20 protein-coding genes are annotated in these 22,967 nt (G+C 44.3%); 11 read left to right on the top strand and 9 right to left on the bottom strand.

Annotated features, from left to right (window positions below; translation table 11 throughout):
• Window positions 1-227: 227 nt before the first annotated feature.
• From OCU38_RS01485 to OCU38_RS01470, 4 genes are all read right to left on the bottom strand, one after another.
• Window positions 228-1,301, bottom strand: coding sequence for an MJ1255/VC2487 family glycosyltransferase (locus OCU38_RS01485; protein ID WP_261823491.1), 1,074 nt, complete (start codon window positions 1,299-1,301; stop codon window positions 228-230).
• A gap of 1 nt (window position 1,302) precedes the next feature.
• Window positions 1,303-1,860, bottom strand: coding sequence for a phosphatase PAP2 family protein (locus OCU38_RS01480; protein ID WP_261823490.1), 558 nt, complete (start codon window positions 1,858-1,860; stop codon window positions 1,303-1,305).
• A 135-nt stretch (window positions 1,861-1,995) separates the two neighbouring features.
• The gene (locus tag OCU38_RS01475) at window positions 1,996-5,103 is read right to left on the bottom strand and encodes an efflux RND transporter permease subunit (protein WP_261823489.1); all 3,108 of its coding nucleotides are present in this window, start codon (window positions 5,101-5,103) and stop codon (window positions 1,996-1,998) included.
• A complete protein-coding gene (locus OCU38_RS01470) occupies window positions 5,100-6,416 on the bottom strand; it encodes an efflux RND transporter periplasmic adaptor subunit (RefSeq protein WP_261823488.1) in 1,317 nt (438 codons plus the stop codon). The genes OCU38_RS01475 and OCU38_RS01470 overlap by 4 nt, the downstream gene beginning before the upstream one ends.
• Before the next feature lie 707 nt (window positions 6,417-7,123).
• Here OCU38_RS01470 and leuA point away from each other — a divergent pair.
• From leuA to OCU38_RS01445, 5 genes are all read left to right on the top strand, one after another.
• On the top strand, window positions 7,124-8,674 hold the full coding sequence (gene leuA / locus OCU38_RS01465) for a 2-isopropylmalate synthase (RefSeq protein WP_261823487.1): 1,551 nt from the start codon (window positions 7,124-7,126) through the stop codon (window positions 8,672-8,674).
• Between the two features lie 71 nt (window positions 8,675-8,745).
• Window positions 8,746-9,837: a 3-isopropylmalate dehydrogenase gene (gene leuB, locus OCU38_RS01460; protein WP_152821422.1), complete on the top strand. Its 1,092-nt coding sequence runs from the start codon at window positions 8,746-8,748 to the stop codon at window positions 9,835-9,837.
• 53 nt (window positions 9,838-9,890) lie between these two features.
• Window positions 9,891-11,297: a 3-isopropylmalate dehydratase large subunit gene (gene leuC / locus OCU38_RS01455; protein ID WP_261823486.1), complete on the top strand. Its 1,407-nt coding sequence runs from the start codon at window positions 9,891-9,893 to the stop codon at window positions 11,295-11,297.
• 11 nt (window positions 11,298-11,308) lie between these two features.
• On the top strand, window positions 11,309-11,911 hold the full coding sequence (gene leuD / locus OCU38_RS01450) for a 3-isopropylmalate dehydratase small subunit (protein ID WP_152821426.1): 603 nt from the start codon (window positions 11,309-11,311) through the stop codon (window positions 11,909-11,911).
• 96 nt (window positions 11,912-12,007) lie between these two features.
• Window positions 12,008-12,808, top strand: a complete 801-nt coding sequence (locus OCU38_RS01445) for a DUF547 domain-containing protein (RefSeq protein ID WP_261823485.1) — start codon at window positions 12,008-12,010, stop codon at window positions 12,806-12,808.
• 3 nt (window positions 12,809-12,811) lie between these two features.
• Here OCU38_RS01445 and OCU38_RS01440 read toward each other — a convergent pair whose 3' ends face one another.
• Window positions 12,812-13,357: a DUF924 family protein gene (locus tag OCU38_RS01440; protein WP_261823484.1), complete on the bottom strand. Its 546-nt coding sequence runs from the start codon at window positions 13,355-13,357 to the stop codon at window positions 12,812-12,814.
• An 8-nt stretch (window positions 13,358-13,365) separates the two neighbouring features.
• On the bottom strand, window positions 13,366-14,211 hold the full coding sequence (gene djlA / locus OCU38_RS01435; RefSeq protein ID WP_152821432.1) for a co-chaperone DjlA: 846 nt from the start codon (window positions 14,209-14,211) through the stop codon (window positions 13,366-13,368).
• Between the two features lie 148 nt (window positions 14,212-14,359).
• Between djlA and lptD the strand changes: the two genes are divergently transcribed.
• From lptD to OCU38_RS01405, 6 genes are read left to right on the top strand one after another with little or no spacing between them, the layout of a single operon-like run.
• Window positions 14,360-16,801 carry an LPS assembly protein LptD gene (gene lptD / locus OCU38_RS01430; RefSeq protein ID WP_152821434.1) on the top strand — a complete coding sequence of 814 codons (2,442 nt, stop codon included), beginning with the start codon at window positions 14,360-14,362 and terminating at the stop codon, window positions 16,799-16,801.
• 48 nt (window positions 16,802-16,849) lie between these two features.
• Complete coding sequence (gene surA, locus OCU38_RS01425) at window positions 16,850-18,160, top strand: peptidylprolyl isomerase SurA (RefSeq protein WP_152821436.1); 1,311 nt, start codon at window positions 16,850-16,852, stop codon at window positions 18,158-18,160.
• Window positions 18,150-19,136, top strand: a complete 987-nt coding sequence (gene pdxA, locus OCU38_RS01420; protein WP_023402512.1) for a 4-hydroxythreonine-4-phosphate dehydrogenase PdxA — start codon at window positions 18,150-18,152, stop codon at window positions 19,134-19,136. Before surA ends, pdxA begins: the two co-directional genes overlap by 11 nt.
• On the top strand, window positions 19,133-19,936 hold the full coding sequence (gene rsmA, locus OCU38_RS01415) for a 16S rRNA (adenine(1518)-N(6)/adenine(1519)-N(6))-dimethyltransferase RsmA (protein WP_152821439.1): 804 nt from the start codon (window positions 19,133-19,135) through the stop codon (window positions 19,934-19,936). Before pdxA ends, rsmA begins: the two co-directional genes overlap by 4 nt.
• Window positions 19,937-19,966: 30 nt before the next feature.
• Window positions 19,967-20,347 (top strand): Co2+/Mg2+ efflux protein ApaG, encoded by a 381-nt coding sequence (apaG, locus tag OCU38_RS01410; protein WP_152821441.1) that lies wholly within the window; start codon window positions 19,967-19,969, stop codon window positions 20,345-20,347.
• A gap of 14 nt (window positions 20,348-20,361) precedes the next feature.
• Complete coding sequence (locus OCU38_RS01405; RefSeq protein ID WP_152821443.1) at window positions 20,362-21,165, top strand: symmetrical bis(5'-nucleosyl)-tetraphosphatase; 804 nt, start codon at window positions 20,362-20,364, stop codon at window positions 21,163-21,165.
• A gap of 54 nt (window positions 21,166-21,219) precedes the next feature.
• On the opposite strand, the gene folA is transcribed toward OCU38_RS01405, so the two are convergent.
• Genes folA through OCU38_RS01390 form a run of 3 tightly spaced genes read right to left on the bottom strand, consistent with a single transcriptional unit; the run spans window position 21,220 to window position 22,959 of the window.
• Window positions 21,220-21,708 (bottom strand): type 3 dihydrofolate reductase, encoded by a 489-nt coding sequence (gene folA / locus OCU38_RS01400; protein WP_152821445.1) that lies wholly within the window; start codon window positions 21,706-21,708, stop codon window positions 21,220-21,222.
• 10 nt (window positions 21,709-21,718) lie between these two features.
• Window positions 21,719-22,195 (bottom strand): threonine/serine exporter family protein, encoded by a 477-nt coding sequence (locus OCU38_RS01395; protein WP_023402508.1) that lies wholly within the window; start codon window positions 22,193-22,195, stop codon window positions 21,719-21,721.
• Entirely contained in the window at window positions 22,192-22,959 is a 768-nt protein-coding gene (locus OCU38_RS01390) for a threonine/serine exporter family protein (RefSeq protein WP_152821447.1), read from the bottom strand. The genes OCU38_RS01395 and OCU38_RS01390 overlap by 4 nt, the downstream gene beginning before the upstream one ends.
• Between the last annotated feature and the right edge of the window lie 8 nt (window positions 22,960-22,967).

The following is a 22,967-nucleotide window of genomic DNA, read 5'->3' as shown; positions in this document are numbered from 1 at the left end:
TAGAACAAGCAAATTGATAAAGAATGAGTAGATTTTAGCTATACAGAGATATTGCCACTATAAAACAGAAACTTACGAGCTATATAAAAAAATAAAAAACACTATTTTTGATAAAAAAAACATATAACTTGTATGACAAATACATAAGCTGAGCATATAAAACAAAGCAGTGACGCAAGGCTGAATCATTGACCTAGCTAATTATACGTCACTACTTTGTCTGATTTTTAATCTAACAGGTGTGTAATATGGCTTGGAAAACTCACTTGTTTCCAGAGGTGTTCACTCAACTGAGCTTGTTGATCCCAGTTACCTTCCAGCACCCAATCCGAGATAGCTCCCGCCACATCAGGGTAATGAATAGGGTCTGGTTTTTCTTCCTCTAACCACTTACGAATGATACTCGGCTCTAGCACAAACATAGCGCTTCCTAGACCCAAATACTCTAGAGTCGCCACGTTACTTTGCTGTTCAAACTGGCCGCTTAATGGTTTAAGTAGCAGTTTTTTCCCCAAAGAAAGTGCTTCAGATGGCAGTTCAAATCCACCGTTAGCAATGACGCCCTGACAACGCACCAGATCTTGTTGGAAATTGGTGAAGGACAGAGGACGAAATTGCACGTTATCCAAGTCATACACTTCTTTAATATCAGGGTGATAGCAACAGAATGTGTAATCAGATAAGCGCTGTAGCAACTCAGCCACTTGTTTTAAATCTTCAAAAGGAAGATAGACTAAGATGAAGTCCCCTCCTGCACTTCTAGATTCAACACCATTATGAGCTCCGCCACTGTGTACGATAGGCGGTAAAATAGGTTGGTCGAAATGATACCAGTGCAATCCCAGTTGAAAATCCGAAGGCGCAAAGTGATGGATAATGGTTTTATCCATCAAACCATAGCCTTTTTTAGGCACTTGATAGCGGAACGCATTTTGGTGGCTAATGCCAATACACGGCACTTTATGCCTTTTAGCCGCCCATGCACTTATTGGCTCAAAATCATTTAAGACTAAATCGTAGCTCTTTACGTCTAATGTATTAATGTCTTGCAACAGCTCAACCAAGTTATTGTTGGTGGCGGTTTTTAGGTAATCCACCTTGCCACTGTTGGAATTAAAGGTCAGTCCAGAAAAGGCGCGATAGCCATTAAATGCTTCCATCGAGAAGTATTTCTCTTTTTCTCTTCCAGAAAAGACAAAATCGACTTGGATACCATCACGGTTTTTGAATGCTTCAGCCATCGCACGCGCACGTGCAATATGACCATTTCCTGTACCTTGTACACCGTATAATATTTTCATGTTACGCACCTATGATCGCCATAGCAGTAAAGGCACTAGCCGCTCCAAGCGCCACTCCCGCAACAATGTCGCTAAAGAAGTGCACACCAAGAAGAATTCTAGATAGCGCAATAAGGCTTGCCCAAACCACGGCGATAATCGCTAAAGTCGGGAAAAATATAGAAATATTAATTGCCATGATAGTGGCAGCAGCAGTATGCCCTGACGGCAAACTGTACTTATCTGAAGGTTCTATATAGTTAATGAATCGTGGTGATAATTCATGAGGACGACGACGACGAAAGCCATTTTTCACTAGCCAGTAAATCGGTAATTCAATGGCAAATGCTAATAGCCCGCAAGCTAAAAACAGACTTCCCGTCGCTGAATCGACAACGTAAGCAATTAAAGCCAATAATACATAAAGATGACCATCACCAGAGTGAGATACAGCTCTACTAATTTGGCTAACTCGATCCGCATATTTGTGTTCCATACAAAGCAGCGAAAACGTCAGGTCGAAACGAACAATAGGGTTAATGTGCTGTACATCTTGACGGTTAAAATCAAAGATACTCATATCCCTGCCTTACTCCCTTAATTTAGTTAACACCTAAACTAAGGAAGTTAAATGACAGAAAAGTGACGTTTTGTTTGCTTTGAAATTACATTTTCAGTGGTTTTTTCTTACCCGATGTAAGCCACTGATTTATAGTCAAATATCAATTGCTTCATGCTTTTTAATTTTGCCAAAATCAGCCAAAACTGTGTAAGCACAAGGAACCATAAACAGCACCAATATCGTGGAAGTGAAAATACCAAATACAATCGAAATAACTAATGGCTGAATTACCTGAGCTTGTAGGCTAGTTTCCAATAATAGAGGTAGCAAACCCGCAGCTGTGGTCATCGAAGTAATAAACACGGCGCGAAAACGCTCACGACTCGCTTTTACTACCGCATCTCGAACCTCATCACCTTCATCAATATGGAAGCGTATATATTGCACTAACAAGATTGAGTCATTGACCACGATACCGGCTAAAGAAACAAAGCCCATAATGCTTGGCATACTCATATTATGCCCAAGTAAGAAGTGCCCCCAGATAACGCCAATCAATGCCAATGGTATTGCTAGCATCACCACGAAAGGTTCTAGATAGCTACGGAACTGGTAACTGAGGATGGCAAATACACCAAATAAACCGACTAAAAATCCTTTACCCATAGACGAACTGGTCTTGTCGGTATCTTTCGATTCACCGTCAAAGTCCACTCGAATACCGGGGTATTCTTTTTGCAGTTTAGGCAGTTCTTGGGTTTTGAAAGTGCTGATGATCTCCCCAGAACTGGCTTTCGAGGTATCTAAATCACTAAATACCGCCACCGTTCTCATGCCGTTAATACGTTGAATGCGCACGTAACTGCGCTGAAAATCAAAACTGGCAATAGTTCCCAGCGGGATTTGCGCGCCACTTGGCATGATGATTGGGAAGTTTTCTAGATGCTCTAGATTACCCGCTTCATCTTTATCTAAGCGCACTTCAATCTTGATATTTTCTACGCCAACTTGTATCTCATCAGCGGTTTGACCATAAAAAGCACCGCGCAATTGGCTGGCAATCATTTGCCCATTAACGCCATAGCTTTCAGCGCCGGGACGCAGTTTAACCAACACCTCTTCCTTACCCATACGCATATCATCAAGCACGCCGTGCACACCATCAAACTCATTCAAGTATGACTGCACTTCGTTAGAGGCGGCTTTCAATGACTCTAAGTTGTCGTGCTGCAAACGAATCTCGATAGCACGTCCACCCGGCCCCATAGTAGGCTGTTTGTAGACTAAGGATATTGGTGTAGCTAATTCACCCACATCACTGCGCCACGCATCAATAAACTCGTCTAATACCGTGTTTCGCTCTTCTGCACCTAACAAGTCTAAACGTACGGTCGCAATATGCGGCCCTGATTCATCTGCATCGGCATTGGTGTTGTAACTGGTGGTGATATGCTGAATGAGCGGCACGCCATTTTCTACTTTTTCAGTCCACTCTTTATCCAGTTTCTGCGCTGAATTAACCAAACGATCGACGACGATTTCGGTCTGACTTAATGTCGAACCCGGCGGCAAAATAATACGTGCTTCGGCGATATCCCCATCTAAATCTGGGAATGGCACAAATTTCAAAAAACCACCGGCGAGCAAAGAAACCGAAATAAGTAACGCTGCCACAACCGAGCCCATAAATAGGTAGCGATATTCCACCACTTTATCTACTGCGCGCACCAAAGTGCCATTGCGGAACTCATCAAACTTTCTTAAAAAAGCGGTTTTAAAACGCAGATCAGGGCGCTCTTTTTTCGCTCTGTGCAGTGAATGGGCTAAGTGATGAGGCAAAATCAAGAAGGCTTCAATTAGACTCAAACTCAGCACTAAGATTAAGACTTGTGGCACAGCTTTTAATACTGCCCCCATTTCGCCATCCAAAAAGAGCAAACTACCAAAAATACAAACCGTAGTTAGGAATGAAGAAACCACCCCCGGAAGTACTTTTTTAACCCCTAAGTGCACCGCATCATCGATACTCTCCCCCCGATCTAAATGGGCGGCAATCGACTCGGCAATTACTATCGCATCATCCATCATGATACCGATAGCCATTAACAGCCCCACCAAAGACATGATGTTAATTGAAATGCCTAGGTTAGCCATCATGAACAGCCCACCTAAGAAGGCGACGGGTAAGCCTGCTGCAACCCAGAAAGAGTAACGTAAACTAAAAAACAGCCACATGGTGACAAAGACCAGCGCAATACCTTGCCAGCCATTACGCACCATCATGGTTAATCTGTCCCACAATACCGATGACAGATCATTGGTCATGCTAATCGTCACACCTTGCGGTGCAACAGCTCGCTGCGCCTCAACAAAACGCACTACGTCATCTTTGATTCTTAACGCATCATCTTCTTTGTTCTTACTGACTTTTAAAATGGCCGATGGTTTGCCATCAAACAGCACTTTTTGCTCGTCTAACTCAAAACGATCGGTAATTTTGGCAATATCGCGCAGTCGTACCGCCGCGCCATTTGGACCAGAACCCACCACAATATTTTGCAGTTGCTCTGGCGTCACTTGTCTTTCATCAAAACGAATCAAAAAATTCTTCTGTGGCGTTTCAATATTACCGCTCGGCAATTTAACGTTTTGCTTACCAATTTGAGAGGCTATATCACTGACATTTAAACCTAATTGACGCATCGCATAGGTATTGAGCTCGACCCGATATTCATGATCAGAAAAGCCCGATACATCAACCAATGAAACGCCATAATCAAGTTTCATGATCCGCTTGAGCTTCTCGGCATACGCTTTAAGATCAGGCCAATTCATATCTGCTGTGATAGCAACATCAACCACAGGTTCATTCCAGTCAAGCTCACGCACGACCGGCGATTCGATTTCATCGGGGAAGTCATTGATGGCATTGATCTGTGTCTGTACATCCACCAGCATACGCCCGATATCAGCCGAGCCATTAAGCTTTAATACTAAGCTGGCACTGCCTTCTAAAGCATCACAGGTACTTTCTTCAATATTGGATAGACCATCGACGGCATCTTCCATACGCACACACAGGCTCTCTTCAACCTCTAAAGGCGAAGCGCCCGGATAGGCAATTGAAGCAATGATGTACGGCGGCGAAAATTCAGGAAACGTTTCACGCTTGATGGTAGGTAGCGATAGCACACCCACTAAAAAAATCAGTAGCATCAATAGATTGGCAGCCGTTGGATGCCTTGCAAAAAATCGGATCACGCCGCATCCTCCGCAGACTTAGCCTCATCAGCCACTTTTTCCAGCTTCAACTGCATTCCAGAAAGTGCCGGTAATAGATCATTTAAAATTAAACGATCTTCTGCTTTAAACTCACCGCTAACGACCACTTTCTGATCGCGACGATATTGCACCGAAACTGGTAGGATCTTCAATTTGCCATCTTCAAACAGATACACTTTGTTGCCATGCAACGCCATTTCCGGGATAACCCATTGTGGTGATTGCACACCTTCTATTTTAGCGCGTAACAACATGCCACTGATCATGGACGCTGTTGGCGCAGGCATACCTTTCGCCCCTTGTTGGATCTCCAAGATCACACCAATGGTGGCGTGAGTAGGATCAACGGAGTCACTAACTCTAGTTACTTTTGCAGGCCAAACCGCAGTATAACTTCCACTAGAAACACTCACTGAGGCTTGTAAGCGAGACAAATCAGGAAAACGAGCATCGGTACCTTGCTTATCCGCTAAGCTCTGCGTCAATAACTGCATATCATGAATCGACACTTGTGCTTCGACTTCCATCACATCTAACCCTTGAGCGGTCAGCATATTTTGTTGCAGGTTGACCACTTGGTTGAGCTCAATATCAACCGAGGAGATACGTAAATCGCGAGGCAGAACAATACTGGTTTTTGCCAGAGCGCGTTCAGCTTCTTTAACTTTAGCTTTATTGACCTCAACCAAGGCTTGCGCAACTTTTCTTTCGTCTGGATAAAGCGTGACTTTGTTTTCACTGTCTTGCACCAGTTTGCGCTGCGCAAGATACGCTTGTTGCTGAGTATCCACATCAGATTGCGAGGCTACTTTTTTGTTTCTCAAATCTTGCAGACGTTTTAATTCGGTTTCCGATAACGTAAGACGATTTTTCTCTATCGCTAAACTGCTTTTATTGTTGCTAAACTCTATGGCTAATTTTTTAAGCTGGGTTTCACTAGAGCTCAAATCGGCTTTTGCCTGCACTAGCTTCAATTCATAATCGAGCGGATCGATTCGCAACACTTCAGTCCCCGCCTTAAGCACTCGACCACGCTCAAGATTTGGATTTCGATAAACCACTTTGCCTGATACTTCAGCAATGGCAGTCCATTCAAATTTGGCAGACGCTTGTCCAAAACCAATCGCTTCTGGTGCTATTGGAGTCAATTTCATCGCCATTACTTTCACCGGCTTTGCCCTATCTCCAGCAGGCTTAGTTGGAACTTGTGGACGAGTTTCGATGGCCACGATTAAAATAATAATTCCAACGATAACAGCGGGAAAGAACAGTAGCTTGCGATTAAATTTCATGAATTAGAATCCTAGTTTCTAGCCAGTTTGCTTCATCATCCAAAATGAGAGAACACTGAAAGTATGCTGAAGCAACACTCTTTAGATACGAATGTTGCTTACTAATTGAGGTCGACACGAGTGTAATAATATCGAAACATTAGTGAGTTTACTCATGCTTTTTAGTTAACGGAGAAAAGTCGTTATATTTCATCATCTAACTCACTAACAGAAGTGTACTCACTCAAGCCCTAGCCCTTAATTTTCACTGCATAACAAAGCTTGAAAAAGTACCGCAACCAGCAAAAAAACCTCTTTTTATACGCGCTAGTCATACGTACGCATATATAAAAATGGTAAGCCGACCAATGAAACATAGATAAAAGAAATACAAAGCCACTAAACCCATAAGCTCAAGTTATTCAATTACTTGCAACAAGATAACCAGCAATACTTCTGCAATTCCACAATCTATATTGAATGTTTTTTCAACTTTCCTCTTGACGATTGTAGTCAAATCGCGGTATTAATTTGTTAACTTCATTGATGGATTGTTTTTTAAAATGAAATTCGTTGTTTCAACTTCACTACTGCTCCTCCTGATCGTGACATAAACACGCGGGTTGCTAGTGGGCGAAAAACACCACCAAGATGAACAGAAACCCGCAACTTAGATGCGGGTTTTTTTGTATATAAATTTAACGATAACGCTGGAAAAGGAAGCCAATATGAGCGATCAAGTCATTATCTTTGACACCACACTACGAGATGGTGAACAGGCACTTTCTGCAAGCCTAACAGTTAAGGAAAAATTGCAAATTGCCTATGCTCTGGAGCGATTGGGCGTAGACGTTATTGAAGCTGGCTTTCCTATTTCTTCGCCAGGTGATTTTGAATCGGTACAAACCATTGCCAAACACATCAAGAACAGCCGCATTTGTGCCCTATCTCGCGCAGTTGCCAAAGATATCGATGCTGCGGCAGAAGCGTTGAAAGTCGCTGACCAGTTCCGAATTCATACTTTTATCTCCACATCGACCGTGCACGTACAAGACAAACTTCGCCGTAGCTACGATGATGTGATTGAGATGGGTGTCAATGCAGTTAAACACGCTAGAAAATACACAGATGATGTTGAGTTTTCTTGTGAAGATGCTGGTCGTACGCCAATCGATAATCTATGTCGCATGGTGGAAGCTGCGATTAATGCTGGCGCGAATACCATCAACATTCCTGATACCGTTGGCTACACAGTGCCAAACGAATTTGGCGGTATTATCGAAACCCTATTTAACCGCGTACCTAACATAGATAAGGCCATTATCTCTGTTCATTGTCATGACGATTTGGGTATGTCCGTTGCCAACTCGATTGCCGCTGTACAAGCCGGTGCTCGTCAGGTGGAAGGCACGATCAACGGCATTGGTGAGCGTGCGGGCAACTGTTCACTAGAAGAAGTGGCGATGATCATCAAAACGCGCGAATCCTTCTTGGGCGTACAGACGAATTTCAAACACGATGAAATTCATCGCACCAGCAAACTGGTCTCACAGCTTTGTAATATGCCAGTGCAAGCCAATAAAGCTATTGTCGGCGCAAATGCCTTTAGCCACTCGTCAGGCATTCACCAAGACGGCATGTTAAAGAACAAAAACACCTATGAAATCATGACTCCTGAATCCATAGGTCTTAAAAACCAAGCGCTTAACTTAACCAGTCGCTCTGGTCGCGCTGCAGTAAAAAGCCATATGGACAGCATGGGTTACAAGGAAGAAGAATATAACCTTGATACGCTATATGCAGACTTCTTGAAGTTGGCTGATAGCAAAGGGCAAGTATTCGATTACGACCTAGAAGCATTGATGCACTTCGCTAATTTGCGAGATGAAGATGACTACTTCAAGTTGAACTACTTGAGCGTTCAATCCGGCAGCATCATGGCAACCACCAGCATCAAATTGTTATGTGGCGATAAAGAAAAATGCGAAGCCGCAGTAGGTAATGGTCCCGTTGATGCCTTGTACCAGTGTATTTATCGCCTAACGGGTTACGATATTGTATTAGATAAATTCCACCTAACTGCTAAAGGCGAAGGTGAGGATGGTCTAGGTCAAGCCGATATCATCGCTAACTACAAAGGTCGTAAATATCACGGTACAGGTTTGGCGACGGATATTGTTGAAGCCTCAGGACAAGCATTACTACACGTGATTAACAGCATCCATCGCGCAGACCAAATTGAAGAAATAAAGCAGAAGAAACACACAGCAACAGTTTAAACACTATCACCTCCTCTTACGCAGTATCTAAGAGGAGGAAACCAACATATAAATTTAAGGAAGACCATTTCATGGCAGATAAATCTTACAAGATTGCCGTACTACCAGGTGACGGTATTGGCCCAGAAGTAATGCAACAAGCTCATAAAGTATTGAATGCAATTGAAAGTAAGCATTCACTTAAATTTGAACGTGATGAATTTGACGTGGGTGGCATTGCTATCGATAACCACGGTTCACCACTACCACAATCAACACTAAATGGTTGTGAAGCCGCTGATGCTATCTTATTTGGCTCTGTGGGTGGTCCTAAATGGGAAAACCTACCCCCAAACGATCAACCCGAACGTGGTGCTCTACTTCCTTTGCGTAAGCATTTCCAACTGTTCTGTAACCTTCGTCCTGCACAAATTCATAAGGGCTTAGAAAGCTTCTCTCCACTACGTGCTGATATCTCAGATCGTGGTTTTGATATTGTGGTGGTCCGTGAACTTACTGGCGGCATCTACTTTGGTCAACCAAAGGGCCGTGAAGGTGAAGGCGCAAATGAAAAAGCGTTTGATACCGAAGTTTACCACCGCTACGAGATTGAGCGTATTGCGCGTATCGCCTTTGAATCGGCTCGTCTACGTGACAAAAATGTCTACTCCATCGATAAAGCGAACGTTCTACAAAGCTCTATTCTTTGGCGTGAAGTGGTAGAAGAAGTGGCTCAGGAATACCCTGATGTTGAGCTTAAGCATATGTACATTGATAACGCGACTATGCAGCTTATCAAAGACCCATCGCAATTTGACATCATGCTATGTTCAAACATCTTTGGCGATATCATCTCTGATGAATGTGCCATGATCACAGGCTCTATGGGCATGCTTCCTTCTGCAAGCTTAAACGCGAGCAACTTTGGTTTATACGAACCTGCTGGCGGCAGTGCGCCTGATATTGCCGGCAAAAACATCGCCAACCCAGTCGCGCAAATTTTGTCTGCGGCACTGATGTTGCGTTACAGCCTAGGCGAAGAAGATGCGGCTAAAGATATTGAAAATGCTGTCTCGAAAGCATTAGCCGCAGGCGAGCTTACTGCCGACCTTGCCGGTGACAAACCCGCTTTAAGCACCTCTGAGATGGGCGATAAAATTGCTGAGTATGTTTTGAACTCTTAACCAATAGATGAGTTTCCTTGGTAAGTAAATTGCCAAGGAAAAAGGAAGTAACAATGGCTAAAACTTTATATCAAAAAATCTATGATGCACATATTGCGGTAGAAGCTGAGGGCGAAAACCCTATCTTGTACATCGACAGACACTTAGTGCATGAAGTGACCTCACCACAAGCGTTTGATGGTCTGCGTGAAAAAGGTCGTCGTGTTCGCCAAACCAGCAAAACCTTTGCTACCATGGATCACAACGTCTCTACAACCACCAAAGACATTAATGCTTCTGGTGAAATGGCGCGCATCCAAATGGAAACCTTGTCGAAAAACTGTGGTGAATTTGGGGTTCGTCTTTATGACTTAAACCATAAATATCAAGGTATTGTACATGTTATGGGCCCAGAGCTTGGTATCACCCTGCCGGGCATGACCATCGTGTGTGGTGACTCACATACCGCTACTCACGGCGCATTTGGTTCTATTGCCTTTGGTATTGGTACCTCTGAAGTTGAGCATGTGTTGGCAACTCAAACCCTAAAACAGTCTCGTGCAAAAACTATGAAGATTGAAGTTAAGGGCAAGGTTGCACACGGCATTACCGCAAAAGATATCGTACTGGCGATCATCGGTAAAACGACCGCTGCTGGCGGTACGGGCTACGTGGTTGAGTTCTGTGGCGAAGCGATTACCGACCTTTCTATGGAAGGCCGTATGACCGTATGTAACATGGCTATCGAGCTTGGTGCAAAAGCGGGATTGGTTGCTCCAGACCAAACCACCTTTGATTACATCAAAGGCCGTAAATTTGCTCCAACAGGCAAAGATTGGGATGACGCGGTTGAATACTGGTCAGGCTTGAAATCGGATGCTGATGCTGAGTTTGACGCTGTCGTTACCCTAGAAGCTGCCGACATCAAACCTCAAGTCACTTGGGGTACTAACCCAGGTCAGGTAATTTCAGTGGATACGCCAATTCCTAACCCAACCAGCTTTGCTGACCCTGTAGAAAAAGCATCTGCGGAAAAAGCCTTAGCTTACATGGGACTAGAAGCCGGTAAATCTCTTTCTGAATACCCTGTCGATAAAGTGTTTGTTGGCTCTTGTACTAACTCTCGTATCGAAGATATGCGCGCGGCGGCGAAAGTTGCCGAAGGTCGTAAAGTCGCTGAGCACGTACAAGCACTTATCGTTCCTGGTTCTGAGCAAGTAAAAGCGCAAGCAGAAGCGGAAGGGCTAGATAAGATCTTTATTGCCGCAGGCTTTGAATGGCGCTTACCGGGCTGTTCTATGTGTTTGGCAATGAACAATGACCGCCTTGGTCCACAAGAGCGATGCGCTTCTACCAGTAACCGTAACTTTGAAGGTCGTCAGGGTCGTGAAGGCCGTACACACTTAGTTAGTCCAGCAATGGCGGCAGCGGCAGCTATCGCCGGTCATTTTGTTGATATCCGCACTTTTGAGCAGCAGTAAGGGGAAATAACATGTCAGGTTTTAAACAACATACGGGCTTAGTTGTCCCTCTTGACGCTGCCAACGTCGATACCGATGCCATCATTCCAAAACAGTTTCTACAAAAAGTAACTCGCACTGGATTTGGTCAGCACTTGTTCCATGACTGGCGTTTTCTTGATGATGCAGGTCAGCAAGCTAACCCTGAGTTTGTCATGAACGAAGCACGCTATCAGGGTGCGAGCATCTTGCTTGCACGTGAAAACTTCGGTTGTGGTTCTTCTCGTGAGCACGCCCCATGGGCACTGGCTGATTACGGCATTCAAGTCATGATAGCGCCAAGCTTTGCAGATATTTTCTACGGCAACTCTATCAACAACCAAATGGTTCCAGTACGTTTGACCGAAGCGGAAGTGGATGAGATTTTCACTTTTGTAGAAGCTAATGAAGGGGCTGAAGTCACCGTTGATTTAGAAGCTATGTTAGTGACCGCTAATGGCAAACAATACAGTTTCGAAATTGATGAGTTTCGTCGTCACTGCCTACTAAATGGTTTAGATAACATTGGTCTAACTCTGCAACATGCAGACAAAATCACAGAATATGAGCAGAATATCCCTGCATTTATGCGTTAATCATTATTCGCTGAAATAGAATCTATGCTTAAAAGGTCTTGTTGATACAAGGCCTTTTTTATTGGGTTTTTCTTTGCAATCGAGATGGAGAGAGATATGTCAAAGGTATGGATTCTGATTCTTGCACTGTTTTCCTATAACAGTTTCGCCGCGCCCAAATCTGAGCTTTGGTCATATTGGGATGTGCATAGCCAAAGCCAGCAAAGCATTGATCATAGCCAGTGGCAGTCTATTCTAGATACTTATCTTGTTACCCAAGGGGACTTGACGCTATTTCGCTACGCATCCGTTACTAAGGCTGACAAACAGCATCTAAAAAACTATCTCTCATCACTGGCGAGTATTGACCCTCGACAATACTCCAAAGCTGAGCAATATGCGTACTGGGTTAATTTGTACAATAGCTTAACCGTACAGCTCATTCTGGATAATTACCCCGTCAAATCCATCACCAAATTAGGTGGCTTATTTAGCTTTGGTCCATGGGATGACAAACTGATCAGCGTGACCGGACAATCATTGACACTAAATGATATCGAACATCGGATTTTACGCCCTATCTGGAACGACCCTCGCACTCACTACGCCGTCAACTGCGCCAGTTTAGGTTGTCCGAACCTACAACCTCAAGCCTTTACAGCGCAAAATACTGAGCAGCTACTGATACAAAGTGCCAAAGTGTTTATTAATAGCGATAAAGGGGTAAAAGTCAGTAACGGAGCGCTACAACTCTCCTCGATTTACGATTGGTTTGCTGTGGACTTTGGCGGTAAAAAAGGCGTTTTGCAGCACATCGCGCAATACCACGATGACTTAGCCACCGCAGATAGTCTTGCCACTTTTAATGGCAAAATCACTTACGACTACGACTGGCAGTTAAATGAGACAGCTAAATAGAAATTAGAAGCTAGAGCCGGGCTGAGAAAGGAAAGTCAGCTCTTCTGGGGTGCTGACTCGGCCTAAAGCTTGATTACGATGAGGATATCGGCCAAAGCGCTGTAAAATAGCGGTGTGTTGCAGGTGAAATTCGCGGTTATTTTTAAGATCACTTTGAGTAAATAATTGCAAGCCATGCTGATGAATAAGTAAAGACTCACTATGCATGTAAGGCATGTACAGAAAGCTTCTTTGTGACAAAGGCAGTGTTTTATCAACGCCAAGAGAAACCGCTTCTTGCGCCAAGGCTAACGCCAAAGAATCATTGGCAAAAGCGAGCGCTGATTGCCGGTATAAATTGCGCGAAAACTGATCGAGTACGATAATCTCCGCTAAACGCCCACTAGCGGAGTCGCGCCAATCAGCAAGCTCACATTGCACGGCTTGCTGATGTAGCGACATAAAACGCTGTTTGATTTGCAGATCAACATCTGGATTGGAGCGGAACCAATCTTGTGGTTCCAACTCTGTAAACCAATAGTGTAAGACGTCGCTATGACTCAATGTCATCAATTTACCTATTTAAAGTTTCTCTCTTTCTTAACTACATCATAGGCGTGTTGAATCTCTTGTGCTTTTTCTTTTGCCACTTCCAGCATCTCAGGCGGCAAGCCTTTCGCTGAAAGTTTGTCTGGGTGATGTTCATTCATCAACTTGCGATAAGCTCGTTTAATCTCTTTTGGTTCAGCCGAAGCTTCGACGCCAAGGATCTCATAAGCCGCGGCCAATTGGTCTTGAGTGGTCGCTTGCTGCTGATAACCACCACCAGAATGCTGACCACCAAAGCCACCGCTTTGCTGGAAACGATACGCCGCTTCTTGCATTTTTAGACGGCGCTCCAATTGAGCCGCGCTAAAGCCAAGCACCTCAGCAACAATGTGTAACACATCGCGCTCTTTAGGATGCAAACTACCATCGGCGAAAGCCGCTGAAATTTGTAGCTCAAGGAAGAACTGCGTTAAATCATGTCTGCCACGGCTAATTTCGCGTACTCGATTTAGCACATCACGCAGCGGGAACGAGGCCGACTTACCTTGACGAAATGCCTCTTGAGCGGTTCGTCTTTGGTTTTCATCCAAGTTCATACGTTGCATCATGATGCTTGCAAGTTGAATTTCTTGCTCGGTAACTTGACCTTTTGCCTTAGCAACATGCCCCATCACCGAAAACGCCGCTTGGAAGAACTCCGCTTGTTGCGCTGGATTTGCGCCTCTTTGGAATCCACCAAAGCCACTTTGACGAGCTCGACTTAATGTTTTTGCTCGATCAAATCTATGTCCAATGTACAGCCCGAGTAGCGCGCCAAACGCTCCACCGAACAAAAAACCAAAAAATGCGCCTAATATTTTGCCAAAAAAATGCATGCTTTTTCTCAATCTACTAATTTTTATAGAGTAATGTGCTCTTTTAGTGCCTGATGCTCCAAATTCTATTATCATAAGGAACATTCTGCCGAGTAAACGGTCAACTACAGTCTACGGACTTATTCATCATCAAGGAAGTTTCTATTCGATGTCAAAATTTCCCCGCACCTGGCTAGCTCTTTCTATAACCACTGCGTTGTTGGTTACAAATGCGCAGGCGGAAACTAGTGTGCAGGAGAACTCCCCTGAAGATCAAGGATCGGTTGCAAATGTTGATCTTAATGACTCTCAGAATGACTCCACAGACAATTCAACACCAGAGCAAGATTCAGCTCCTGCTGCTGAGTTGACCGCACTGCTTTCTGCAGCCAAAGACCAAACCTTTGATCTGACGTCACAGTGCCTACCTCCTGATGATGCCGACCAAGCAAACTCGCTACCGACCAATGTTGAAGCTGATTCTCTTGATGGAATCAATGGCAAAGAAGCCACTTACAGCGGCAATGTAGAAGTGACACAAGGCAACAAACGCCTTGATGCCGATAGCGTTACTCTCTATCAAGAGCAAAACACCATAGTTGCCAAAGGCAACGTAAAAATGGCCAACGGTCAAATCAAAACGGTTTCTGATACAGCTACCACCAACCTTGATACCGATGTTACTACGCTAGAAATGGCCAACTATCAGTTGCTATGTCAAAACGGACGTGGTGATGCCAAGGTGATTCGTGCCGAAGGTAAGCTGTATTATGAGTTGAAAGATGGCTCAATCACTTCTTGTCCAGAAGATGATGACTCATGGCGCTTGGTTTCATCCTCAATTGAAATAGACCAAGAAGCCGAAGAAGCGACGCTGTATAACCCGCGCTTTGAAATCCAGAAAGTTCCTGTTTTTTATCTACCATGGCTAACCGTGCCTATTGGTGATAATCGTAAAACCGGCTTTTTATATCCAACGGTTGCTTATGGCACCAGTGACGGCTTTGAGTTAGAAGTCCCGATTTATTGGAACCTTGCGCCCAATTATGATTTAGAAACTACGTTCAAATATATGTCTGAACGTGGATTACAAACTGACGCTAAGTTTAGATACCTGAGTGACTGGGGTCGCGGTCAGATTGACGCTCAATACCTAGCTGACGACCAAAAATACCCAGAGCTCGGCGATCGTTGGGGCTTTGGCTACAGCCACTATGGTGTATTTGATCGCAACTGGAAACTGGAAGTTGACTATGCAAAAGTCAGTGACATTTATTACTTTAGAGACATCTCATCGAACATAGGTGAGCGAGAAGACGGACAATTACTGCAACAAGGTAAAGTCTCTTATCGTAATGAGCACTGGGACACCAGTTTATTAGTGCGTGATTTTCAGCTGTTATCCACTACGACCAACCTCCCTTATCGGATGTTGCCGCAGTTGAGTGCGCACTATTTTTATCCTCAGCTGATGCCGAACCTCGATTTTGACGTGATCAGTCACATCACACAGTTTTCTACCGATGATGCGCGTAAAGTAAAACCAAAAGATGCTACCCGTGTTCATATTGAACCCGGTTTGACCGTGCCACTGAACACCACTTGGGGCAGTTGGGAAAGCGAAGGGCGTTTATTAGGCACTTATTACCATCAAGACCTAGATGATATTACCGATCCTAAAAACCTCGACTCGGAAGTGTTCCGCTCAATCCCAGAGTTTCGTAGTACCGGTACATTGTTTCTTGAGCGAGATACCACTTTCATAGATGGTTACACCCAAACTCTAGAACCTAAAGTGCAGTATTTGTATGTACCGTATGAAGACCAAAGCAATATTTACGACTACGATACTACCCTGCTGCAAACGGACTACTATGGCTTGTTCAGAACTCGTAAATACAGTGGCGTAGATAAAATAGCGGCCGCTAACCAAATTAGTTATGGTGCCACGACTCGTTTTTATGACTCTAGCTACAAAGAGAGAATGAACCTCTCCTTTGGCCAGATCTACTACTTAAACACAGATTCTAGCGATACAGATACCGCTGATTCTAACTACTCTGCTTGGGCGATTGAAAGTGACTTTAACTTCAATGACTACCTCTTCTATCATGGCGGGTTGCAATATGATATTAGCGCAGAAGAAATACAGTTAGCCGATAGCACCATTGAATACCGTCAAGGTGCTGGATACATACAAACAAACTATCGCTATGTCACCAGAAGTTATCTTGATAAGACCGTAGGTAGCTCTATCAACCTAGATAACATCACCACTGATGGTATCTCGCAAGTGGGTTTATTAGGCGGATATAAGATCAATAAAAACTGGAATGTTAACGGTCAGTACTTCTACGATACGACTGAAAACATCATGCTAGAAGCATTGGCTCGCGTCACTTATACCTCTGATTGTTGGTATGTGGGTATCACCTACACAGACCAATTGCGCTCATGGGATAATGTCGGGATTCATACTCCAGGGCCTGAATATGAAGAGAATATTAGCTTCAATATCGGCATTATTGGATTTGGCACTAATTTTGGAACAGATTATGGTGACGGAGGTAACGCTCTAGGTTACGGTCGTCCTTTCTATTTGAATAACTAAAATTTCACTGGAATACACCGGTGATCATTAAGATGTATTGGAAAACAAATGAATATGTTTAAACGACTCATTGCTTCGATGATCCTAATACTGATACCTGCTATGACTGTAGCGGCGCCAGTTGAATTAGACCGAGTAGTAGTAATCGTTAACGATGGCGTGATTTTACAAAGCGATATCGATAGTGCGATGAAAACACTTAAGCTCAACGTCCAAGAAAATAAACAGGCACTTCCTGAAGGCGACGTACTTAAAGAGCAAGTCATCGATAAGTTGATTATGGATGAACTGCAATCACAAGAAGCCAAGCGTATTGGCGTGCGCATTGACGACAATCGCCTTGATCAAGCCATCCAAAGCATTGCGGATAAAAATAATCAAAGCCAAGCTCAACTGTTGGCGAGCGTGAAAGCAAAAGGTCTTAGCTACACTGAGTTCCGTGAGCAAATTCGCACCGAAGTGGCTATCTCAGAAGCGCGTAATGCGTTGGTGCGTCGTCGCATCAATATCCTACCGGCAGAAGTCGAAACATTGGCTGGCATGCTAGCCAAAGAAACCAATAAAGATGTGAACTACGACATCAGTCATATCCAACTGCGTTTCAATGATGATCAATCTAAAGCCGAAGTGGAAGAAGAAGCCAATAAGCTAGTCGAAAGACTGAAAAATGGTGAGAAATTTGCCGATCTCGCTATCGCATATTCAAAAGGCCCAAAAGCCTTAGAAGGCGGTGAGTGGGGCTGGATGCATAAAGAAGAAATGCCTACCATCTTTGCAGACCAAATCACCTCGCAAGGTAAAGACGCCATTATTGGTCCTTTCCGTAGCGGTATTGGTTTTCACATCTTAAAAGTGAATGATGTTCGAGGGCTAAAAACCGTTGCCGTAACCGAAGTTAATGCACGTCATATCTTGATTAAAACCTCCGTTATTTTGAGTGATGAAGGCGCTAAACGTGAGCTGTATGATTTCATTCGTAAAATCAAATCTGGTGAAGCTACCTTTGGTGAGCTAGCACGACAATACAGTGCCGATACAGGTTCTGCAGCAAATGACGGTGAACTTGGCTACCAAACACCGGATCTATATGTACCTGAATTTAAACACCAAGTAGAAACACTGCCTGTTGGTCAAATCAGTGAACCATTTGAAACCGTGCATGGCTGGCATATTGTTGAAGTGCTAGATCGTCGTCAAGAAGATCGCACCGACAGCGCTATGACTAATAAGGCTTATCGCATTCTGTTTAATCGTAAGTTTAACGAAGAAGCCTCAGCGTGGATGCAAGAATTAAGAGCCAGTGCTTTCATTGAAAGACTCGACAAACAAGATTCTGAAGAGGCTGACGATGCATTGTAATCGAATCATAATTACAGCCGGTGAACCTGCCGGTATTGGCCCAGATCTTGTTTTATCGTTAGCCGATAATCCTTATCCGCACCAATTAGTGGTGTGCGCCGATAAAGAGATGCTACAACAGCGCGCACAGCATCTTGGTATTGAGGTCGACATTGTTGATTATGATGCCAATAGCAAGCCAACACCGCAGCAAAAAGGCCAATTGGTGGTAGAACACATTCCATTGGCGCAACAGACCGTAATCGGTCAACTCAACGAAGCTAACGGCCATTATGTTCTAAAAACCTTAGAAAGAGCCGCACAAGGCTGTATGAATGATGAGTTTGCCGCTATAGTTACCGGCCCCGTGCACAAGGGGGTCATTAACCGAGCTGGTGTTGCCTTTAGTGGGCATACCGAGTTTTTCGCTGAGCAATCTGATACCCCTATGGTGGTGATGATGCTAGCAACAGAAGGACTCAAAGTTGCGTTGGTGACGACACACATTCCATTGGCTTATGTGTCAAAAGCAGTAACCGAAGAAAGAATCGAGCAAATTATGCAGATTCTACATAAGGATATGGTCACTAAGTTTGCTCTGCCAAACCCTCGCATTTATGTGTGTGGATTAAACCCTCATGCGGGAGAAGACGGCTGTTTAGGGCAAGAAGAAATCGAAACGATTTCTCCCACTTTAGATAAGCTAAGAGAACAAGGTATGGACATTGTTGGTCCACTACCTGCAGACACCATTTTTAATCACAAGTATCTAGAAGATGCTGATGTGATTTTGGGTATGTACCACGACCAAGTACTTCCAGTGCTAAAATACAAAGGCTTTGGAAGTTCCGTTAATATTACTCTGGGTCTACCCTTTATAAGAACCTCTGTCGATCATGGTACAGCCTTAGATTTGGCCGGCACAGGTAACGCGGATACAGGCAGCTTCCAAACGGCACTGTCCCACGCGATTGAATTAGTTGAGAAAAAACAATGAGAAATGATGTCCACTTAGGACACAAAGCGCGTAAACGTTTTGGTCAAAACTTTCTAAACGACCCGTACATTATCGACGGAATCGTTTCATCTATTAACCCACTACCAGGCCAAAACTTGGTTGAGATTGGTCCAGGCCTAGGCGCAATTACTGAGCCTGTGGGTAAATTAGTTGATAAGTTAACCGTAATTGAGCTAGATAGAGATCTGGCTGAACGCTTACGCAATCACCCGGATTTAAGCTCTAAGCTGACTATCCATGAAGGTGATGCTATGCGTTTTGACTTTACCCAATTGGTAAAGCCAAACAATAAGTTACGTATTTTTGGTAACTTGCCATACAACATTTCGACCCCTTTGATGTTCCATTTGTTTGAATTTCACAAAGACATCCAAGACATGCACTTTATGCTGCAAAAAGAAGTGGTGAATCGCTTAGCAGCAGGCCCAGGCACTAAAGCCTATGGTCGCCTAACGGTTATGGCGCAGTACTACTGTAAAGTAATGCCAGTACTGGAAGTGCCACCAACAGCATTTATACCACCACCGAAAGTAGATTCAGCTGTCGTGCGCCTAATGCCATACGAAGTATTACCGTACCCAGCAAAAGATCTAAAATGGCTTGATAGAGTGTGTCGTGATGGCTTTAACCAGCGTCGCAAAACCATTCGTAACTGCTACCGCTCACTGATTAGTGCAGAAGTTATGGAGCAGTTAGATATCAACCCAAGCATGCGCCCAGAGAACCTCACTCTGAAACAATTTGTCGATATGGCCAACTGGCTTGCAGACAATCACTAAGGTTTAACCACCTTAGCAAGGAGACCGAATATGGACGTTAGTCAACCTTGTATAAAATGTCATGTGCAAACTAAATACATAGAGGCGCAATCTGAAGCAGAGAGCGGCCACTATGTATTTATTTACATGATCACCATAAAAAACCTCAGCCCCACCCCTGTACAACTGCTTTCCCGATACTGGCTAATCACCGATGGTGACGGCAAAGAAATAACGGTTGAAGGTGATGGCGTGGTCGGAGAGCAACCTGTCATCGATTCTAATGACGATTACTCCTACACCAGCAGTACTGCGTTAAAAACCCCTGTCGGCGTGATGCAAGGCCACTATGTCATGCAAACCGCAGAGGGTAAGCGCTTTCGAGCTCAAATATCCCCATTTAGCCTTTCTGTACCTAATATCATTAACTAATTTGAGGCCACAACTTGTCTAACTATCTCGTTGGCGATATCCAAGGCTGCTTGGATGAACTCCTTTTATTACTTGAACAAGTTCACTTTAACCCAGAGAAAGACACACTGTGGGTCGCCGGTGATCTGGTCGCGCGCGGGCCAAAATCACTAGAAACATTACGCTTTATTCGAGATTTAGGCGATGCTGCCAAAGTCGTTTTGGGTAATCATGACTTACATCTTATTGCCGTTTCACTCGGTATTCATAGCGCGAAGCCAAGAGACAAAACCCAACCTATTTTAGACGCTGAAGATTGCGAGCAACTGATCGAGTGGCTTCGCCAACAACCTTTGCTTGCCGAGCATCCTGAATTTGTAATGAGCCACGCTGGGATATACCCTCTATGGGACTTATCGCAAACCAAAGCCGCCGCCGCCGAAGTAGAATCGGAATTGCGTGGGGAGAATTGGCAGTCACTAATACAACAAATGTACGGTAACTCACCCGATATTTGGCACCCTTCCCTGCAAGGAATGGAACGTCTGCGCTTTATCATCAATGCCTTCACCCGCATGCGTTATTGCTACCACGATGGTCGCTTAGACATGGCCAGTAAGTTGCCACCGGATCAAGAAGATAAGAGCAAGTTACTGCCTTGGTTTGAACTTACTCAGCGCAAACCTCTATCGAAAAAAACCATTTTTGGGCATTGGGCGGCATTGATGGGTATCGACGCGCCACAAGTTATCGGATTGGATACAGGCTGTGTGTGGGGGAATTATATGACGTTACTCAGATGGGAAGATAAGCGCTACTTTACTCAAGCAGCGCTTTAAAACTGAGAATTTATATCTAGATTTATATCGATAGGCTGATTAAGTTCAGCTTATCTACTTTTCTACTTTATCTAAAACAACAAACTCCATAGCATGCGCATTTTTCTCATCAGCGGCGAAGGTTTCACTGTAGCTTTGCGTCCAATGCTCACCCCAATCAGGAAATTGCGTATCTCCTGCCACTTCTAAATCGATATGAGTTAAATACAGCTTGTTGGCTAAAGGTAAGCAGTGCTGATAGATAGAGCCGCCGCCAATAATCATCACCTCGGCTTCGTCTGCAACTAACTGTAACGCTTGCTCAATCGAAGTGACCGTAGTGACACCGTCAATTTGTAACTGCGAATCACGGCTAATCACCAAGTTATGACGCCCCGGTAAAGGACGACCAATAGACTCATAGGTTTTACGACCCATAATCACAGGCTTACCCATAGTGCACTTTTTAAACCAAGCAAAATCTGCTGGTAAATGCCACGGCATTTGATTGTCTTTACCGATAACACGGTTGTGAGCCATAGCGGCAATCATACTAATGATCATTGATGTTCCTTTAAACGATAGGACGACGACGATAAATAAACAATCCAGGCATAGCGAGCCCAACTGCAAGTCCTGCAATGATAAACATTGCGGTCAGGAAATTCTCTATCAAACTGGCAAATAATACTGGGGTATAGCCTGTTTGGTTAATTTCTACCATCGCTATCATGGCATTAAAGGCATACACCCCCGGAACCATAGGGATCATAGCCGCCACGGTGAACACTTTTGGATGCGCCAAAAAACGACGTGACCAAATCACACCAATAAAACCTACTAAGGTAGCGGCAAACAAAGTCGCCCATTCTATAGGCATGCCAAAGTGCATCATAAAGAAACGCGAACCATGCCCAACAGCGCCACCTAAGGCACAATAAAAAAGCGCATTCTTAGGGACATTGAATACCAACGCAAAGCCGACCGCAGGAATAGCGGCAAAAAACATGTCATCGATTAGTGCGAGTAACAATGAAAAGAACTCATTCATAGCATCACCCCAAACATACCCAGCACGCCACTCACTGCCACAATTCCTAAGCAAGTAGCAAGTGTCAGTAAACTGCCCATCACAAAGCGGGCAATACCCATATTGATATAGCCTTTTAGCACATCAGCCACAGCATTTATTAAGGGGAATCCGGGGACTAGCATCAACACCGACGATGCCATAACAACATTTGGGCTGTTGCCGATTTCAAATACAACCGCTTGCGCGGATACAAAGGTAGTCACAAAGGCGGTGACGGCGAAGTTGAGCATAGGGTTGAAATGGCGATGACCAATCTCTTGTCGCACAACCATACCGATGGCTGAGGCAATAAAGGTCATGCAAAACACCGCTTTATCCCCCCCAGCAAGGTGGCTAAAGGAGGCACACGATAAGCCAATCATGAATACAACGAACCAACGATTGTAACGCTCAGGGGTGATCTTATCTAACTTCTGCTGCGCCAAATGATGATCGAGTATGCCTTTTTCTAGCATGATGCAAACACGCTGAACTTCTGTTACCACACGCATATTTATGCCTCTATCGGCACAACGACGAGCTGTTGTCATACAGTGTTCACTGGTCACAGTCGTCACGACAAAAGAGTTGGCACACAAAGAGACTTCAACCTCGTCCATGCCACACGCTAGGCCAATACGTTCCATGATGCCAGCAATTAAGGCGCTTTCTGCACCATGGGCATGTAACATTTGACCAGCTTGAGCAATGAGGCGGGAGATAGAGCGTTGTTCTGATTCCATTCTTGCTT

The organism is Vibrio neonatus, from assembly GCF_024346975.1.
Classification (GTDB): Bacteria; Pseudomonadota; Gammaproteobacteria; order Enterobacterales; family Vibrionaceae; genus Vibrio; species Vibrio neonatus.
The sequence above is the reverse complement of the archived record's forward strand: the minus strand, read 5'-3'. Positions and strand labels throughout refer to the sequence as shown.

Bases quoted from the DNA above. Each gene is read 5' to 3' on its own strand.
- OCU38_RS01485 (WP_261823491.1), bottom strand. From the start codon at position 1,301: ATGAAAATATTATACGGTGTACAAGGTACAGGAAATGGTCATATTGCA.
- OCU38_RS01480 (WP_261823490.1), bottom strand. From the start codon at position 1,860: ATGAGTATCTTTGATTTTAACCGTCAAGATGTACAGCACATTAACCCT.
- OCU38_RS01470 (WP_261823488.1), bottom strand. From the start codon at position 6,416: ATGAAATTTAATCGCAAGCTACTGTTCTTTCCCGCTGTTATCGTTGGA.
- leuA (WP_261823487.1), top strand. From the start codon at position 7,124: ATGAGCGATCAAGTCATTATCTTTGACACCACACTACGAGATGGTGAA.
- leuB (WP_152821422.1), top strand. From the start codon at position 8,746: ATGGCAGATAAATCTTACAAGATTGCCGTACTACCAGGTGACGGTATT.
- leuC (WP_261823486.1), top strand. From the start codon at position 9,891: ATGGCTAAAACTTTATATCAAAAAATCTATGATGCACATATTGCGGTA.
- leuD (WP_152821426.1), top strand. From the start codon at position 11,309: ATGTCAGGTTTTAAACAACATACGGGCTTAGTTGTCCCTCTTGACGCT.
- OCU38_RS01445 (WP_261823485.1), top strand. From the start codon at position 12,008: ATGTCAAAGGTATGGATTCTGATTCTTGCACTGTTTTCCTATAACAGT.
- OCU38_RS01440 (WP_261823484.1), bottom strand. From the start codon at position 13,357: ATGACATTGAGTCATAGCGACGTCTTACACTATTGGTTTACAGAGTTG.
- djlA (WP_152821432.1), bottom strand. From the start codon at position 14,211: ATGCATTTTTTTGGCAAAATATTAGGCGCATTTTTTGGTTTTTTGTTC.
- lptD (WP_152821434.1), top strand. From the start codon at position 14,360: ATGTCAAAATTTCCCCGCACCTGGCTAGCTCTTTCTATAACCACTGCG.
- surA (WP_152821436.1), top strand. From the start codon at position 16,850: ATGAATATGTTTAAACGACTCATTGCTTCGATGATCCTAATACTGATA.
- pdxA (WP_023402512.1), top strand. From the start codon at position 18,150: ATGCATTGTAATCGAATCATAATTACAGCCGGTGAACCTGCCGGTATT.
- rsmA (WP_152821439.1), top strand. From the start codon at position 19,133: ATGAGAAATGATGTCCACTTAGGACACAAAGCGCGTAAACGTTTTGGT.
- apaG (WP_152821441.1), top strand. From the start codon at position 19,967: ATGGACGTTAGTCAACCTTGTATAAAATGTCATGTGCAAACTAAATAC.
- folA (WP_152821445.1), bottom strand. From the start codon at position 21,708: ATGATCATTAGTATGATTGCCGCTATGGCTCACAACCGTGTTATCGGT.
- OCU38_RS01395 (WP_023402508.1), bottom strand. From the start codon at position 22,195: ATGAATGAGTTCTTTTCATTGTTACTCGCACTAATCGATGACATGTTT.
- OCU38_RS01390 (WP_152821447.1), bottom strand. From the start codon at position 22,959: ATGGAATCAGAACAACGCTCTATCTCCCGCCTCATTGCTCAAGCTGGT.